Consider the following 15,724-nt stretch of genomic DNA (forward strand, 5'->3'; position numbering starts at 1 on the left):
GGCGTCACGTGTGGACGCCGCCGCTTAAAGTTGCGCCGCCCGCTGCCGTAGCTGGGGGATCTATACGAGAGCCGACTCGAACAGGCTCCGCTCGCATCGTCCTTTTGGGGAGAAGGAAATGTTCATCCACGTGGACGCGCCGCTGGCGCGCGGCCCGGCATCGGCTCGTCGATGCGGGGCGCCGCTGCCATGACGGGGCAATACCACCCGCTTCTGGTCGCGCTGTCACTGCTGGTGGCGGTGATGGCCGCCTGGTCAGCGCTCGATCTGTCGCAACGCATCCACAGCACCGACCGGCGCGCCGCGCGCATCTGGCTCTTTTCCGGTGCGCTGGTGCTCGGAACCGGCATCTGGTCGGTGAACTTCGTCGGCATGCTCGCCTACGCGCTGCCGATGCAGACCGGTTTCGACCTGATCATCACCGTGCAGTCCTGGCTGACGTCGGTCGGCATATCGCTGCTCGCACTGCTGGGCGCCAGTCGGCTGGCACCGGCGCAGCGGCTGCGCGCACCGCTGGCGCTGGTGGTCGGCGCCGGTGTCGTCATGGTGTTCCACCTTGCGTTGTCGGCGATGCGCATCGAACCCGCGGTCGGATACCGGCCGGGTCTGCTGGCGCTGGCCGTGCTGTTGGCCTGGGTACTGGCGGTGGCGACAGCCCGCGCGCTGCTGAGGATGCGTGCGCTCGATGGCCGCGCGCTCTATCTGTTCAAGGTGCTGGCGTCGATGGCGATGGGGCTCGTGTTGTGCGCAGTGCACTACATCTGCATGGCGGCCACCCGCTTCGAGGCGAACGCGGTCAGCCTGGCCAAGCACGAGATCGATCCGACCTGGCTGGGGCTGACCATCGCCGTCGCGGCCATCGGCTTCACCTGGATAGGCAGCGTCGCCGCGCTGTTCGATGCCCGCATGGAACATCGCACGCGGCAGCTCGCGATGCGTCTGAAGGCGGCCAACAGCGAACTGATGCACGCGGCGCTGCACGACCCGCTGACCGATCTGCCGAACCGTGTCAATTTCGACGCTGCGCTGGCCGAGGCGGCCGAGCGCGTGAGGGGGCGAGGGGCGCGACTGGCGGTGCTGTTCGTCGATCTCGATGGCTTCAAGCCGGTCAACGACGTGCTCGGTCACCACGTCGGCGACGAGGTGCTCAAGTGTGTCGCACGCCGGCTGCGCAACGGTCTGCGTGAGGGCGACCTGGTGGCCCGCATCGGCGGTGACGAGTTCGTCATGCTGTCCGAGGGCGCGATCGATGCCGAAGGTGCCGGCCGGCTGGCGCAGCGGCTGGTCGATGCCGCCAGCCAGCCGATGCTGATCGGCACCCATGAGATACAGGTGTCGGCGTCTGTCGGCGTCGCGCTGTTTCCCGACGACGGCGACGAGAATCGCGTGCTGGTCTGCGCCGACACCGCGATGTATGCCGCCAAGCACGCCGGCCGCAACACCTGGCGCCTGTACTGCGAGGACATGGATGGCGGTGGCGCCGACATCCTCGGCATGCAGCGCGCGATCCGCCGTGCGCTCGACAACGACGAGTTCGTGCTGCACTACCAGCCCAAGGTCAGTGCGGTCGATGGCGAGTTGCGTGGCGTCGAGGCGCTGATCCGCTGGCAGGACCCGGAGCGCGGCATGGTGCCGCCGGTCGAATTCATCCCGGTGGCCGAGCGCTTCGGGCTGATCAACGCAATCGGCTTCTGGACGCTGCGCGAAGCCTGCGGCCAGATCCGCAGCTGGATGCACGCCGGCCGGCGCATACCGGTGGCGGTGAATCTGTCGCCGCAGCAGTTCCGGCAGCCGGACCTGGTCGAGCGCGTGCGCGCCTGCATCGACGAATTCGACATCGATCCTGGCCTGCTGGCGCTGGAAATCACCGAGTCGGTGGTGATGGAAAGTTCGACCAGCGTGCGTCGCGTGCTCGAAGAACTGAAGGCCATGGGCGTCACGCTGTCGATCGACGACTTCGGCACCGGCTATTCCTGCCTCGCCTATCTGTGCCGACTGCCGGCACGTCAGCTCAAGATAGACCGCACCTTCGTCATCGACATGGACCACGTCACCGAGGCGCGCCACGTGGTCGAGGCGGTCATCCGCCTTGCGCACTCGCTGCGCATGGAGGTGGTGGCCGAGGGCGTCGAGCGCTCGGAGCAGGTGATCGCGCTGCGCGCGCTCGGCTGCGACCTGATACAGGGCTATTACTTCTCACGGCCAGTGCCGGCGGGCGAGATCGAGGCGCTGCTGCAGAGCCGGCAGCTGGGCGAGCTGTCGAACCGGGCACGCAGCCTGGGCGAGGGCTTGCAGGCCGACGCGGCCAACACGCCGCAGCCGCTCGAACTGGCCGCCGGTTGAGCGTCAGCGCCGGTGGGCCAGCCAGGCACTGGCCAGTCCGCAGACGACGATGAGGCCGGCGCCGCCGACGGCGCTGGCGCCTGGCAGGTCGCCGAACACCAGCCAGCCCATCAGCGTCGCCCACACCAGTTGCACGTAAATGAGCGGGCTGAGCACCGACGCCGGCGCGAAAGCCATCGCGCGTATCAGCAGGAAGTGGCCGGCCATGCCGGACACGCCCAGCGACACCACCAGCAGCGCGTCGACCGGCCCCGGCAGTTCGCTGTGCGCGGCCGCCGGCAGCGCCAGCGAGGACAGCGTTGCGCCGACCACAGCCGTGTAATAGAGCGTGGTCAAAGGCCGCTCGGTCGGCGCCAGCTTGCGCGTCGCCAGCTGGTACAAGGCATACAGCAGCGAGCCGCCGAGCAGCATCAGTACCGGAAGCAGCGGCAGATGACCGTCCGGACGCGCGATCAGCAGCACACCGGAAAAGCCGAACAGCGCCAGCAGCCAGTTGGCGGCCGTCACCCGTTCGCCCAGCACCGGCCCGGCGAGCAGCGTCACGATCAGCGGCGTGACGAAGAACAGCGAGGTGCCTTCGGCCATCGGTATCGTCTTCAGCCCGCCCATGATCAGGAAGGACACGCCCGCCAGCAGTGCGGCGCGCAGCATCTGCAGCCGCCAGCGCGGCGTTGCCAGCAGGTCGCGGCGCATGCGCGGCCACAGCACCGCACCGAGCACGATGGCGGGCACCAGGTAGCGCGCCCACACCAGTACGCCGACCGGGTAGCGCTGCGACAGGTATTTGCCGGTGGTGTCCAGCACGGCGAAACAGAACAGAGCGGCCAGCATGAAGGCCACGCCGATCAGCGGATGCCTGCGGTCAGAGGTGGATATGGCCGACTTCCTGCAGATCGGCACCGGCGATCAGTGCGTTGAAGGCGGCGCGGGCCGATTCGATCACCTCGCCGGCGGTCAGGCCGTTCGGACCCTTGCCAAGTGCGACCAGACGGTCGCCGGCCAGTCCGTGCAGGTGCACGCCGCCGATCAGCGCGAGGTCGGCCGGCCAGCCCTGGGCCAGCAGGCCGGCGATCAGGCCGGTCAGTACGTCGCCCATGCCGGCCGACGCCATGCCCGGATTGCCCGTTGTGTTGATGAACCAGCGTCCGTCCGGCAGCGCCAGCACGCTGCCACAGCCCTTCAGCACGACCGAGGCGCGGAAGCGGCGCGCCATCTCGCGTGCCGCAGCGATGCGGTCGTGCTGCACCCTGGCGGTCGTGCTGCCGAGCAGACGGGCGGCTTCCATCGGGTGCGGCGTCAGCAGTGTTGCGGCGCCCCGGTCGATCAGCGCCTTTTCGAGATCCGCGTGCTGCGACAGCAGGTTCAGCGCGTCGGCGTCGAGCACCAGCGTGGCCGGCGACTGCACCGCGTCGCGCATCAGGTCGAGTGCGGCCGGGCTCTGGCCGAGGCCGGGGCCGATCGCCACGCAGGTGGCGAGGTCGCCGGTCAGTACTTCCGCCGGTGTGCGGATCATCAGTTCCGGCTGTTCCGGGTCGAGCGGCAGTGCGGCGTGGTCGAGCATGCCGACATAGACGCGACCGGCGCCCACCTTCAGCGCGGCACGCCCGGCCAGCAGCGCGGCGCCGGCCATGCCGCGTGCGCCGCCAACCAGTACCGCGTTGCCGTGCGTGCCCTTGTGGCTGTTGCGCGCGCGTGGTCGCAGCAGGTGATCGAACAGGCCGCGGCCGACCTGCCAGCCCGAGGGCTGTACGACGGCAGCGCAGTCGAGCCCGAGGTCGTGCACCGACAGCTCGCCGCAGTGGTCGGGGCCGTCCAGCGTCAGCAGACCGGGCTTGAGCGCAATCATCGTGGCGGTGTGCGAGGCGCGGACCGCGCGGCCGAGCACGGCGCCAGTGTCGGCATTCAGGCCGCTGGGCACGTCGATGGCGAGCACCGGGCAGTCCATGTCGTTGACCGCGTCTATCCAGGCTGCGTGTTCGCCCTCGATCGGGCGCGTCAGGCCGATACCGTACAGCGCATCGACGACGATGGAGAAGTCGCCGCGCGGCAGACGCGGCACGGTGACGCCGCCGGTGGCGCGCCACGACGCCCAGGCCGACACCGCGTCGCTCGCCTGCGGGTGCTCGTCGCCCTGGTAGGCGACGACCACGTCGAAGCCAGTCTGCCGCAGCTGGCGCGCCAGCACGAAGCCGTCGCCGCCGTTGTTGCCGGGACCGCACATGACCAGCACGCGACCGTGGCGCCCGCCGAGGATCTGCATCACCTTGGCCGCACCGGTGGCACCGGCGCGCTCCATCAGGCGCGGCGAACTGGCGGGCGCGTAGTGGCGCTCGATACGTCGCAGCGCGTCGGCGTTGTACAGCGCCGTCAGCGATGAGGTGTTGAGGGTTTTCGGGGTGGGCATGCTCGGACCGGACTGTCGCCGGACCGACGGATCCGGCGCGCACAGGCGCGCATTCTATGCCCGGCGGCGCCATCGTGCCGAGGAATGCGGCATTTCACGCCAGCGGCTCGCCGTGCGCCCGGCGCGATCCGGCACAGTCGCCGCCAAGGTCGATCTGCTGCAGTGCGGCGACGATCGGGGCCGCCGCGCGTTCAAGTCGGCGCGCCGCCGCGCCGATATGAGCGAAGCAACGCGTCGGATCGATGTTCAAGCAGGGGTGGCCGCAGCGGGCCATATCCCGGAAAGAAGAGTCTGCAGATCATGCGCACAACCGGAATCGCCTCGGCGAGCACCGCGAGCATCTCGTCGCGGCTGAACCGCTGGCTGGACGACGTCATCGGCACCGCCAATGCCGATGCGCATCTGGCCGCCCGCATCCGCGCGCAGCAACTGCGCTCGGTGCTCCGGTTCGCGCCGCTCACGCTGACCGCCAATCTGTTCAATGCGCTGCTCATCGTGGTCGTGTTCTGGGACAGCGAACCGCCGTGGGTGCTGCTGCTGTGGCTCGCTGCTCTGACCGTCGCGATGCGCTCGACGCTGCGCGCCTGGCGCCGCGACCAGGCCTCGCCGCCGGTGCGGGCGTCCGAACGCGCCATACGCCGCGCCGTGCTGCACGCCGGCGTGCTGGCACTGCTGTGGTCGGTGCCGTCGCTGCTGTTCTTCACCCGCGCCGAGGCCGACAGCGCGCTGCTGGTGACGCTGATTTCCGGCGGCATGATGTGCGCCGGCAGCTTCGTACTCGCCAACGTTCCCCGCGCAGCCGTGCTCTATGTGCTGCTGCTGTGCGCCTCCAGTTCGCTCGCCTTCGTCATCGACCACCCGGTACGCAACCTCGATCTCGTGGTGCTGATGAATTTCTATGCCGCGCTGGCGCTTGCCTGCGCCATCGCCAGCGCCCGCACCTTCGGCGCTCGACTGCTGGCCGAAGCCGAGGCGGAGCGGCAGAAGCAGCTGGTCGGCCTGCTGCTGCACGACTTCGAGGCGCATTCGAGCGACTGGTTGTGGGACACCGACCGCAACGGCTTCCTGCAGCACGTGTCGGCGCGGTTGGCCGAAACCTTCGGTCGCCCGCTCGACGAATTGCGCGCGCAGCCCTTCATCGAGCTGTTCGCCCAGGGTGGCCGCGACATGAACGACACCGAGCGCGATGCGCTGAGCGCGCTGGCCGCGCATCTGATGCAGCCGGTGCCTTTCCGCGACGTGCAGGTCGCGCTGGTGGTCGGGGGCGAGCGACGCTGGTGGGCGCTCACCGCCAAACCGCTGTTCGACGAGGGCGGACATCACGCCGGCTGGCGTGGCGTGTGCTCCGACATCACCGACAGCCGTCGCGCCGCGCTCGAAATGTCGACGCTGGCCAATTTCGATTCGCTGACCGGGCTGGCCAACCGGCACCACTTCCGCAACCAGCTGGCGGCCATTCGTCCGGCCGGTTCGGAGGAGGCGCGGCCGTGCGCGCTGTACTTCTTCGATCTGGACGATTTCAAGAACGTGAACGATTCGCTCGGCCATGCCGCCGGCGACCGTGTGCTGCAACTGGTGTCGCAGCGCCTGCAGGAGCGCATCCGCGCCGGCGACGTGCTGTCGCGACTGGGCGGCGACGAATTCGCGCTGATCTGCTGGGGCTGCCGCACACCGGAGTGCGCAGCGGAACTGGCGCAGTGCCTGCTCGATACCTTCTCCTCGCCGGTCGTGATCGACGGCGTCAGCGTGCAGATCGGCAGCAGCATCGGCATCGCGCTGGCGCCGCAGCACGGCGGCGATCCCGATGCCTTGCTGAAGAATGCCGACATGGCGCTGTACGCGGCCAAGGCCGCCGGACGCAACACCTGGCGCTTCTTCGAACAGGACATGGACGAGCGCGCACGCCGTCGCCTGAGCATGCACAGCGACCTGCTCGGCGCGCTGGAACGTGACGAATTCGAACTGCACTACCAGCCGCAGATCCACATGCGCAGTGGTCGCGTCGCCGGATTCGAGGCGCTGATCCGCTGGCGCCATCCGCAGCGCGGTCTGGTGTCGCCGGGCGAATTCATTCCGCTTGCGGAAGAAACCGGCCTCATCGTGCCGATCGGCCGCTGGGCGCTGGAGCAGGCCTGTCAGGCGGCCGTGCGCTGGCCGGACGACATGCATGTGGCGGTGAACGTGTCCGCCGTCCAGTTCGCGCGCGGCGCGGTGGTCGAGGTGGTGCAGGATGCGCTGACGCAGAGCGGCCTGGCACCGGACCGGCTGGAGATCGAGGTGACCGAGTCGCTGCTGATCCACGACAGCGCAGCGGCACGCGACACGCTGAGTGCGCTGCGTGTGCTGGGCATCGGCATCGCGCTCGACGACTTCGGCACCGGCTATTCGTCGCTGGCCTATCTGCGCAGCTTCCCGATGACCAAGCTGAAGATAGACCGCTCCTTCGTCACCAGCCTGAACAGCGAGGAGGGTGGCGGCGCCATTGTGCGTGCCATCATCAACCTGGCCGACGCCTTGCGCCTGGATACCACCGCCGAGGGCGTCGAAACCGCGGCCGAGTGGGCTGCGCTGGCCGGCAAGGACTGCACCTATGCGCAGGGCTACCTGATGTCGCGCCCGCTGCCGGAAGCGCAGATCGCCGCTTTCATCGACGGCTGGCGCGGGCTGGACGCCATACAGGGCGAGCCGGACAGACCGCTGCGCGCAGTCGGCTGAATGCGGCGGGCACTTCAGTCCAGCGGACGGATCAGTTCGCGGTGGCGGAAGCAGTCGACCAGATGGTCGTTCACCACGCCGACCGACTGCATCCACGCATAGACAATGGTGCTGCCGACGAAGCGGAAGCCCAGGCGCGCCAGTTCCTTCGACAGCTGGTCGGACAGCGGCGTGCTGGCCGGACAGTCGCCGTGCCGTCGCCAGTGATTCACCATCGGCTGTCCGCCGACGGCGTCCCACAGCAGATCGCTCAGTGACCCGCCGCGTTCGTGCAGTGCCAGCAGGGCGCGTGCGTTGCCTATCGTGGCGTCGATCTTGAGCCGGTTGCGCACGATGCCGGCGTCGGCCATCAGCCGCGCCCGGTCATCATCGTCATAGCGGGCGATCTGCTGCGCATCGAAACCGGCGAAGGCGCGCCGGTAGCCGTCGCGCTTGCGCAGTATCGTGATCCACGCCAGTCCGGCCTGCGCTCCTTCCAGGATCAGGCGCTCGAACAGTTCGCGCTCGTCGCGCACCGGTACGCCCCACTCGCTGTCGTGGTAGTCAACGTAGAGCGGGTCCTGCCCGCACCAGGTGCAACGAGCGGTCGCCGCGTTCATGCCGGGCGCAGCAGCAGTTCGCCATTGACCAGCGAACTGTCTTCGGGATCGCGGTTGATATGGAAGCCCAGGCTCTGCACGAAACGCAGCATGCGTTCGTTGTTGGCGAGGAAGACGCCTTCCATCACCTTGAGGCCGCGCTCGCGCGCCGCTTCGATCAGCAGATTCATCATGATGCGGGCCAGACCCTGACGCTGCCAGGCGTCGGCGATCACGATGGCGAACTCGCAGGTTTCGCCGTCCGGATTCACCACGTAGCGACAGACGCCGAGCTGTTCCTCGGTTTCGCCCTCGCTGACCGCGACCAGCGCCATTTCGCGGTCGTAGTCGATCTGCGTCAGCCGCGCCAGCAATTGCGGCGGCAGTTCCTTGATCGTACTCATGAAGCGCAGGTAGCGCGTTTCCGCCGACAGCTCGCGCACGAACTTGGCTTCGCGGTCGGCATCTTCCGGCCGGATCGGGCGGATGATGGCGCGCGTGCCGTTGGGCAGGTTCACCACGTGCTCAAGCCGTGCCGGATACGGGTGGATGGCCATGTGCGAGTAGGGCGTGGCCGTCGGCTGCACGTCGGCGAGGATGATGCGGGCGTCCACCGCCACGCAGCCGCTCTCGTCGACCAGCAGCGGATTGATGTCCATCTCGCGTATCCACGGCAGCTCGCACACCATTTCCGACACGCGGATCAGCACCCGTTCGAGCGCCTCCATGTCGATCGGCGGCATGCCGCGGAACTCGCCCAGCATGGCCGACACGCGGGTGCGCTGGATGGCGTCGCGCGCCAGTTCGACGTTGATCGGCGGCAGCGTCACCGCGCGGTCGCGCAGCACTTCGACGCGGGTTCCGCCGTGACCGAAACTGATTACCGGGCCGAACACGTCGTCGTGCACCACGCCGACGAACAGTTCGCGCGCGTTGCGCTTGGTCACCATCGGTTCGATCGACACGCCGCGCAGGCGGGCGTCCGGCTTGCGGCGGCCGACTTCGGCCATCAGTTCCTGCCAGCAGTCACGCACCGAGCGCAGGTTGTCGACGTGCAGGCGCACGCCGCCGACGTCGCTCTTGTGCGTGATGTCGGGCGAATCGATTTTCATCGCCACCGGCAGGCCCATCTCCTCGGCGTACACCATCGCCTCGGTGGCGCTGCGCGCGACCACGGTCTGCGCGATCGGTATCCGGAAGGCCGCCAGCAGCGCCTTCGATTCCATCTCGGTCAGCACGGTGCGGCGTTCCGACAGCGCGGTTTCGATCACCAGCCGGGCCGATTCCACCGACGGCGGATCGAGGTCCTGCGCCAGCGAGGCCGGCGCGTGGCGCAGCAGCTGCTGGTTGCGGTAGTAGGACGAAATGTGATGGAACAGTTCGACCGCCGGCTCGGGCGAGCGGAAGGTCGGAATGTGCGCCGCCTCGAACAGCGAGCGTGCGGCGCGCACCTGGTCGCAGCCCATCCAGCAGGTCATCAGCGGCTTGTTGGCGGTCTTGGCGATATCGATCACCGCCTCCGCCACCGCGGTCGGATGGGTCATCGCCTGCGGCGTCAGCAGTGTCAGCACGCCATCGACGCCGGGGTCGGCCAGCACCGCTTCCAGCGCCGCGCGGTAGCGCGCATCGTCGGCATCGCCGATCAGGTCGACCGGGTTGGCGTGCGACCAGGTCGGTGGCAGCGCGCGGTTCAGCGTCTCCAGGGTTTCCGGTGCCAGCTGGGCGAGCGGAATGCCGAGGTCGGCGGCGCGATCGGCGGCCATCACGCCCGGCCCGCCACCGTTGGTGACGACCGCCAGCCGCTTGCCCGCGGGCTTGAAGCCGGTAAACAGCGCATTGGCGGCGGAGAACATCTGGCCCAGCGTGGACAGGCGCACCACGCCGGCACGGCGCAGCGCCGCGTCGAACACGTCGTCAGCGCCCACCATGGCGCCGGTGTGCGAGGCAACCGCCCGGGTGCCGGCCGGATGACGGCCGACCTTGATCGCCAGCACCGGTTTCACCCGGGCGGCGGCGCGTACCGCGCTCATGAAGCGGCGCGCATCGCGGATGCCTTCGATGTACATGAAAATGCTTTCCGTCTTCGGGTCGGCAATCATGTAGTCGAGGATTTCACCGAAATCGAGATCGATCGAGGCGCCCAGCGACACCACGGTCGAAAAACCGACGCCATTCGATTGCGCCCAGTCGAGCAATGCGGTGCAGACGGCGCCTGATTGCGAGATGAGACCGATGCTGCCCGCCTTGCCGGGCGAGCGCGCGAACGTGGCGTTCAGACCTATCGGCGGGCGCATCAGGCCCAGACAGTTGGGGCCGATGATGCGCACGCCATTGCGTTTGGCGGCGGAGCGGGTGCGGCGCACCAGTTCGGCACCGGCCGGACCGGTCTCGGCGAAGCCGGCGCTGATCACGATGGCCGCCTTGATGCCGGCGCGACCGCATTCGTCGATCAGGCCGGGTACCGTGCGTGCCGGCGTGCAGATGATGACCAGGTCGGGCCGCTTGCGCAGATCGTCGATGCGCGCCACGCAGGGCACGCCGAATACCGCCTTGTGTTTCGGATTGATGGCGTGCAGCTCGCCGCTGAACTGCGCGTCCAGCATGTTGCGGACGATGACCGCGCCGATCGAGTCGGGCCGCTCGCTGGCGCCGATGATGGCCACCGACTGCGGCTCGAACATGGATTTGAGGTAGTGCTCGTACTGCATCATGAACTCCCGTGTCTGGGAAGGCTTTCAGGCAGTGTGGGGTGTCCGCCCTGCGCGCTTCCGTGAGCAGTGCGCCCGTGCACGTTGGACCCCAGTATATTGCATTGCAACATAAATGCCGCTTGTGGAAATCCACACTTCGCGGCGAGTGTGGTGCGCAGCCTACATCCTTGCGTCGGCTGCCGTCAGTGTGTCGGGTCGGGCAGCGTGAAGTAGAAGCAGGCGCCCTTGTCCGGTGCGCCTTCGGCCCAGATGCGGCCGCCGTGGCGGTTGACGATGCGCTGCACGGTGGCCAGGCCGATGCCGGTGCCGCTGCGGTCCGACTGATCGTGCAGACGATTGAAAGGCTTGAACAGCTGCGCTGCGTGCGCCATGTCGAAGCCGATGCCGTTGTCGCGGATGTGGAACACCACTTCGCGGTTGCGCAGGCGGGCATCGAACTCGATCTCGGCCGTCTCGCGGCCGGCGGTGAAGGTCCAGGCATTGCGCAGCAGGTGCTCCAGCAGCACGCGCGCCAGCATCGGGTCGACGCGCGCCATCAGGTGCATGCCGATGGCCAGTTTGCCCTCGCGCTCGGGCGACTCCGCACGCAGGTCGCGCATGATGGCGCGCGCCAGCGCCGACAGGTCGACCTCGGCGCGGCTGATCGGCGTGCGCGTGAGCCGGCCCAGTTCGAGCAGATCGTCGATCAGCGTGGACAGCTTCTGCGAAGCGGCGCGGATGCGTGCGAGGTGGCTGTGCGCCTGCGTATCCAGCTGGTCGCCGTAGTCTTCCAGGATGATCTGCGAAAAGCCGTCGATCGCGCGCAGCGGGTTGCGCAGGTCGTGCGATACCGAGTACGAGAAGGCCTCCAGTTCGCGGTTGGACGCCTCCAGCTCGGCGGTGCGGCGCTTCACGCGGCGCTCCAGTTCGGCATTCATGTCGTACAGCGTCGCCTCGGCCTGTTTGCGCTGGGTGATGTCCTCGATGCTGCCGGACAGACTCTCCAGCTTGCCGTTGCCGTCGAAACGGGCGCCGATGGCGATTTCCAGCCAGCGTGCCGACGCGCTGCCGGTACCGGTACGCACCTCGATCTGCATCGAATCGCGGCGGCCGTCGAGCATGGGCTCCAGCCGTGCCAGCAGATAGCGCGCCTCGTCCTTGCTGAGCCAGCGCAGGATGCGCTGGCCGATGGCCTGGTTCACCGGCTGACCGGTCAGCGTTTCCCAGGCGCGGTTCAGGTAGGTGAAACGGCCGCGGGCGTCGATGCGGAAGATGACTTCGCGCAGGTGATTCACCATTTCGCGGTGTCGCGTCTCGACTTCGCGCAGTGCCCGGGTTGACTGCACGAAGGCGGTTTCGTCGCGGCCGGTACCGCGATAGCCGCACAGCTGGCCGCTGCCGTCGGTGATCGGGCGCCCGCGCAGCTCGATGTGGCGCACCACGCCGTCCGGCCGGTGCAGCACCAGGTGAAGCTGCAGCGATTTGCCGCTCTGGAACTGGCGGTGACATTCCTCCCAGTCGCCGTGCACCGGCGACAGGGCGTTGATTTCCCACAGGCGACGGTTGCGCACGGCGCGCTGGTCCAGTGCGCTGGCCAGGTGACCTTCGGCGCGCGAATACTGAAGGCGCAACGCGGCGTCGGTTTCCCAGTGCCAGTCGGTTGCCAGATCGGTGTAGTCGCGCAGGCGAGCGGCGTCGAGCCGGTGCTGCTCGACCTCCCGTGACAGCCTGTCCTGCTCGCGCAGCGCGAGCACGCCGATGCCGAGGCTGGCGGCCAGCACCGCGAGCCCGACCGGCAGCGACTCGGTGGCGGCGAGCGCAGCGGCGAGCAGGGCGAGCGGCAGTGCGCGCCACAGAAAGAATGTCCGTGCGCCACGGGTGGGCGGCGGAAGGTCCGGAGAGCGGAACATTATTGTCCTTGGTATGCCCGGGATGATAATGCGACCCCTCGACACGAAAACCCGAATAAGGGCCCGCAGATGGCATCTCATCCTCATTTTTCAATGCAGGACGCGTCGGATTGGGTCGCGCGTTTCGGCGCACTGATCCCGCACGGCGCCGACGTGCTCGACCTGGCCTGCGGCGGTGGTCGCCATGCGCGCTGGCTGGCCGGGCGCGATCTGAACGTGCTGGCGGCCGACCGTGACGCCGCCGCGCTGGCGACGCTGGACGGGCAGCCGCGCATCCGCACGCTGTGCGCCGACCTTGAGGAGGGCGACTGGCCGTGGGGCGAAGCCTGCTTCGATGCCGTGGTGGTGACCCGCTACCTGTTCCGGCCGCGGCTGAATCGAGTCGCCGCATTGCTCAAGCCCGGCGGCCTGCTGATCTACGAAACCTTCATGGACGGCAATGCGCGCTTCGGCAAGCCGTCGAACCCCGATTTCCTGCTGCGCCCGCACGAACTGCTGGATTGGGTGCGCGGCTGGGGCAGCGTGATCGCTTTCGAACAGGGCGAGATCGCCCGTCCGGTGCCAGCGATGATTCAGCGCATCTGCGCGGTGCGCTCGGACGTGCTGCCGGTGCTGAGCTGAGCGGCGGCGGCGGCGATCTGCCCGGCCAGACTATCGATGCCTGCATCGTCCAGCCGCTCGGCGGTGACGGTCGGGGCATCGGTGTGGCGGCTGAAGTTGTTCGACTGCGAGCGGCGGTACAGCGGGTCGTAGTGCTGTTCGAGCAGGCCCGCAACCAGCTCGGCCCACTGCCCGGCGCGCGCGAGTGCGGACCAGGTCGCCACAGTGTCGCGGCCGCGTAGCTCGATCAGACGCTCCAGCCGTTCGATCAGCGCTTCGGCGTCCTGCGTCATGTAGTCGTAGTCGCGCAGAAGGAATTCGGTGCGTGGCGCCGCCGGCACCTCGATGCGGATGCAGGGGGCGGCGCGCAACCGGTCGATCAGTGCGTCCGGCACGGTGACCAGCCCGATGCGGCGGCTTTCCGCCTCGGCGAACACCGGGCGCGCCGGGTCGAGTGCCGACAGCACGTGCAGCAGGCGCGACTCGAACAGTTTCTGCGGCGGCTGGTCGATGCCGGGCTGGCGGCCGAGTACCGAGCCCTTGTGCGCCGCCAGCGCCTCCAGGTCCAGCACCTGTTCGCCGCGTGCGGCCAGGCGTTCGAGCACGCGGCTCTTCGCGCTGCCGGTCGGGCCGCTGACCACGCGGAAATCGAAAGCGGCCGGCAGTGCCGCCAGCCGCGCCAGCACGTCGCGCCGATAGGCTTTGTAACCGCCTTCGAGCTGGTGGGCATCCCAGCCGACCTGGCGGAATATCGTGACGAAGGCGCCGCTGCGCTTGCCGCCGCGCCAGCAGTAGATCAGCGGCCGCCAGTCCGGCCCCTTGTCCTGGAAGCGTTCGAGCAGGTGACGGCCGATATTGATCGCCACCAGCGCCGCGCCGCGCCGCCGGGCGACGAAGGGCGACACCTGCTTGTACAGCGTACCGATCTCCGCCCGCTGTTCGTTGTCGAGCGCCGGGCAGTTGATGGCGCCCGGTACATGGTCGAGCGCGAATTCGGCCGGTGAGCGGGTGTCGATGATGGCGTCGAAGCCGTAGAGCTGGTCGACCTGGGCGATGCCGGCCGGGCGGCGCTGGCCGGAAGGGGCGTTCATGCAGCGGGTGTCCTGTCTGTTCGTGGTGTGCGCGTCGGCGTGCTCAGCGCCGCGCCAGCGGCTTGCCGAGCAGGGCGCGGAGCGGCGTCCATACATTGTCCACGATGCGCGGCTGCGCCGCAGCAACCGGATGGATGCCGTCTGGCAGGAACTGCTGCGGATCGGTGGCGAAGCCGTCGAGCAGGAAGGGCAGCAGCGCCGAGCCGGTGGACTTCGCCACCTCGGAAAAGGTGGCGGCGAACTTTTGCGTGTAGTCGGGGCCGTAGTTCGGCGGCAGCTGCATACCGGCGATCAGCACCTTGGCGCCGCCAGCCTGCGCCTTGCGCGTCATGCTTTCCAGGTTGTCGCGCATCGTTTTCAGCGACAGGCCGCGCAGGCCGTCGTTGGCACCCAGTGCGATGATGACGATGGCAGGCTTGTGTGCGGCCAGCGCGGCGTCGATGCGCGACAATCCGTTGGCGGTGGTGTCGCCGCTGGTGCTGGCGTTGACCACCGCATGACCGTAACCGGACTGCTTCAGCCTGTCGCCGAGCAATACCGGCCAGGCTTCCTGCTGGCGCAGGCCGTAGCCCGCGGACAGACTGTCGCCGACCACCAGCACGGTCTGCGCGGCGGCGGGCAGGGCGGTAAGAAACACGACAAACAGGGACCACAGAAGCTTCTTCATGCCTACAGACACTCCGCAATCAGGCCCGCTGCTCGAAGTCAGCGGGCTGGGAAAACAGGTCAGCAGCGGCAACGCGCCACTGCAAATCCTTCAGGATATCGCCTTCGAGGTCGGGGCCGGCGAGGCGCTGGCCATCGTCGGTGCCAGCGGTTCCGGCAAATCGACGCTGCTCGGGCTGCTTGCCGGTCTTGACCTGCCGAGCGCCGGTTCGGTTCGCATTGCCGGCCAGGACATCTTTTCGCTCGATGAGGACGCACGGGCCGAATTGCGCGGCGACAAGGTGGGCTTCGTGTTCCAGTCCTTCCAGCTGCTGCCGGCGCTGACGGCGCTCGAAAACGTCATGCTGCCGCTGGAACTGGCCAACGCCGAGCGTGTGCGCGAGCGCTCGGTCGCCCTGCTCGAACGCGTCGGCCTGGGCGGCCGGCTGACCCACTATCCGCGCCAGCTGTCCGGCGGCGAACAGCAGCGCGTCGCACTCGCCCGCGCCTTCGCGCCCGAGCCGCAGCTGCTGCTGGCCGACGAACCGACCGGCAACCTCGATGCGGCGACCGGCGCCTCAATCATCGACCTGATGTTCGAAATGAACGCCGAACAGGGTACGACTCTGGTGCTGGTGACGCACGATGAAGCGCTGGCCGCCCGCTGCAGCCGACGCATCCGGCTGGCTGCCGGGCGCATGGCGGCTTAGCGGCCGGAGGTCGCCGTCGCCTGCGGGCCTCTGACCGT

At 68.5% G+C, this 15,724-nt stretch carries 12 protein-coding genes; 4 read left to right on the forward strand and 8 right to left on the reverse strand.

All coding sequences use genetic code 11. The annotated features are described in order from the left end of the window. Window positions 1-189 precede the first annotated feature (189 nt). The gene (locus METFAM1_RS0102815; protein ID WP_019918022.1) at window positions 190-2,343 is read left to right on the forward strand and encodes a putative bifunctional diguanylate cyclase/phosphodiesterase; all 2,154 of its coding nucleotides are present in this window, start codon (window positions 190-192) and stop codon (window positions 2,341-2,343) included. 3 nt (window positions 2,344-2,346) lie between these two features. On the opposite strand, the gene METFAM1_RS0102820 is transcribed toward METFAM1_RS0102815, so the two are convergent. The 3 genes from METFAM1_RS0102820 to METFAM1_RS20075 form a co-directional block, all read right to left on the reverse strand. Continuing rightward, a complete protein-coding gene (locus METFAM1_RS0102820; protein ID WP_269745041.1) occupies window positions 2,347-3,243 on the reverse strand; it encodes a DMT family transporter in 897 nt (298 codons plus the stop codon). Further along, window positions 3,206-4,747, reverse strand: a complete 1,542-nt coding sequence (locus METFAM1_RS0102825) for a bifunctional ADP-dependent NAD(P)H-hydrate dehydratase/NAD(P)H-hydrate epimerase (protein ID WP_019918024.1) — start codon at window positions 4,745-4,747, stop codon at window positions 3,206-3,208. Before METFAM1_RS0102825 ends, METFAM1_RS0102820 begins: the two co-directional genes overlap by 38 nt. Window positions 4,748-4,841: 94 nt before the next feature. After that, window positions 4,842-4,997: a hypothetical protein gene (locus METFAM1_RS20075; RefSeq protein WP_019918025.1), complete on the reverse strand. Its 156-nt coding sequence runs from the start codon at window positions 4,995-4,997 to the stop codon at window positions 4,842-4,844. A 50-nt stretch (window positions 4,998-5,047) separates the two neighbouring features. Between METFAM1_RS20075 and METFAM1_RS0102835 the strand changes: the two genes are divergently transcribed. After that, entirely contained in the window at window positions 5,048-7,462 is a 2,415-nt protein-coding gene (locus METFAM1_RS0102835; RefSeq protein ID WP_019918026.1) for a putative bifunctional diguanylate cyclase/phosphodiesterase, read from the forward strand. Between the two features lie 14 nt (window positions 7,463-7,476). On the opposite strand, the gene METFAM1_RS0102840 is transcribed toward METFAM1_RS0102835, so the two are convergent. From METFAM1_RS0102840 to METFAM1_RS20315, 3 genes are all read right to left on the reverse strand, one after another. After that, entirely contained in the window at window positions 7,477-8,061 is a 585-nt protein-coding gene (locus METFAM1_RS0102840) for a DNA-3-methyladenine glycosylase I (RefSeq protein WP_019918027.1), read from the reverse strand. Further along, window positions 8,058-10,748, reverse strand: coding sequence for a bifunctional acetate--CoA ligase family protein/GNAT family N-acetyltransferase (locus METFAM1_RS0102845; protein ID WP_024300404.1), 2,691 nt, complete (start codon window positions 10,746-10,748; stop codon window positions 8,058-8,060). The genes METFAM1_RS0102840 and METFAM1_RS0102845 overlap by 4 nt, the downstream gene beginning before the upstream one ends. A gap of 185 nt (window positions 10,749-10,933) precedes the next feature. Continuing rightward, window positions 10,934-12,640, reverse strand: coding sequence for a sensor histidine kinase (locus METFAM1_RS20315; protein ID WP_019918030.1), 1,707 nt, complete (start codon window positions 12,638-12,640; stop codon window positions 10,934-10,936). Between the two features lie 93 nt (window positions 12,641-12,733). On the opposite strand from METFAM1_RS20315, the gene METFAM1_RS0102855 reads away from it, so the two are divergent. Continuing rightward, window positions 12,734-13,261 (forward strand): class I SAM-dependent methyltransferase, encoded by a 528-nt coding sequence (locus METFAM1_RS0102855; protein ID WP_019918031.1) that lies wholly within the window; start codon window positions 12,734-12,736, stop codon window positions 13,259-13,261. Here METFAM1_RS0102855 and mnmH read toward each other — a convergent pair. Together mnmH and METFAM1_RS0102865 are read right to left on the reverse strand one after the other, a co-directional pair. Beyond that, window positions 13,213-14,331: a tRNA 2-selenouridine(34) synthase MnmH gene (mnmH, locus tag METFAM1_RS20085; RefSeq protein WP_024300405.1), complete on the reverse strand. Its 1,119-nt coding sequence runs from the start codon at window positions 14,329-14,331 to the stop codon at window positions 13,213-13,215. The two genes, METFAM1_RS0102855 and mnmH, sit on opposite strands and share 49 nt — an antisense overlap. Before the next feature lie 43 nt (window positions 14,332-14,374). Continuing rightward, window positions 14,375-14,998, reverse strand: coding sequence for an arylesterase (locus METFAM1_RS0102865; RefSeq protein WP_019918033.1), 624 nt, complete (start codon window positions 14,996-14,998; stop codon window positions 14,375-14,377). Between METFAM1_RS0102865 and METFAM1_RS0102870 the strand changes: the two genes are divergently transcribed. Further along, window positions 14,997-15,686, forward strand: a complete 690-nt coding sequence (locus METFAM1_RS0102870) for an ABC transporter ATP-binding protein (RefSeq protein ID WP_019918034.1) — start codon at window positions 14,997-14,999, stop codon at window positions 15,684-15,686. The genes METFAM1_RS0102865 and METFAM1_RS0102870 overlap by 2 nt on opposite strands. Window positions 15,687-15,724: the final 38 nt, after the last annotated feature.

This window comes from Methyloversatilis discipulorum (genome assembly GCF_000527135.1).
Taxonomy (GTDB): Bacteria; Pseudomonadota; Gammaproteobacteria; order Burkholderiales; family Rhodocyclaceae; genus Methyloversatilis; species Methyloversatilis discipulorum.

Bases quoted from the DNA above. Each gene is read 5' to 3' on its own strand.
- METFAM1_RS0102845 (WP_024300404.1), bottom strand. From the start codon at position 10,748: ATGCAGTACGAGCACTACCTCAAATCCATGTTCGAGCCGCAGTCGGTG.
- METFAM1_RS0102855 (WP_019918031.1), top strand. From the start codon at position 12,734: ATGCAGGACGCGTCGGATTGGGTCGCGCGTTTCGGCGCACTGATCCCG.
- METFAM1_RS20315 (WP_019918030.1), bottom strand. From the start codon at position 12,640: ATGTTCCGCTCTCCGGACCTTCCGCCGCCCACCCGTGGCGCACGGACA.
- METFAM1_RS0102865 (WP_019918033.1), bottom strand. From the start codon at position 14,998: ATGAAGAAGCTTCTGTGGTCCCTGTTTGTCGTGTTTCTTACCGCCCTG.
- mnmH (WP_024300405.1), bottom strand. From the start codon at position 14,331: ATGAACGCCCCTTCCGGCCAGCGCCGCCCGGCCGGCATCGCCCAGGTC.
- METFAM1_RS0102815 (WP_019918022.1), top strand. From the start codon at position 190: ATGACGGGGCAATACCACCCGCTTCTGGTCGCGCTGTCACTGCTGGTG.
- METFAM1_RS0102835 (WP_019918026.1), top strand. From the start codon at position 5,048: ATGCGCACAACCGGAATCGCCTCGGCGAGCACCGCGAGCATCTCGTCG.
- METFAM1_RS0102840 (WP_019918027.1), bottom strand. From the start codon at position 8,061: ATGAACGCGGCGACCGCTCGTTGCACCTGGTGCGGGCAGGACCCGCTC.
- METFAM1_RS0102870 (WP_019918034.1), top strand. From the start codon at position 14,997: ATGCCTACAGACACTCCGCAATCAGGCCCGCTGCTCGAAGTCAGCGGG.
- METFAM1_RS0102825 (WP_019918024.1), bottom strand. From the start codon at position 4,747: ATGCCCACCCCGAAAACCCTCAACACCTCATCGCTGACGGCGCTGTAC.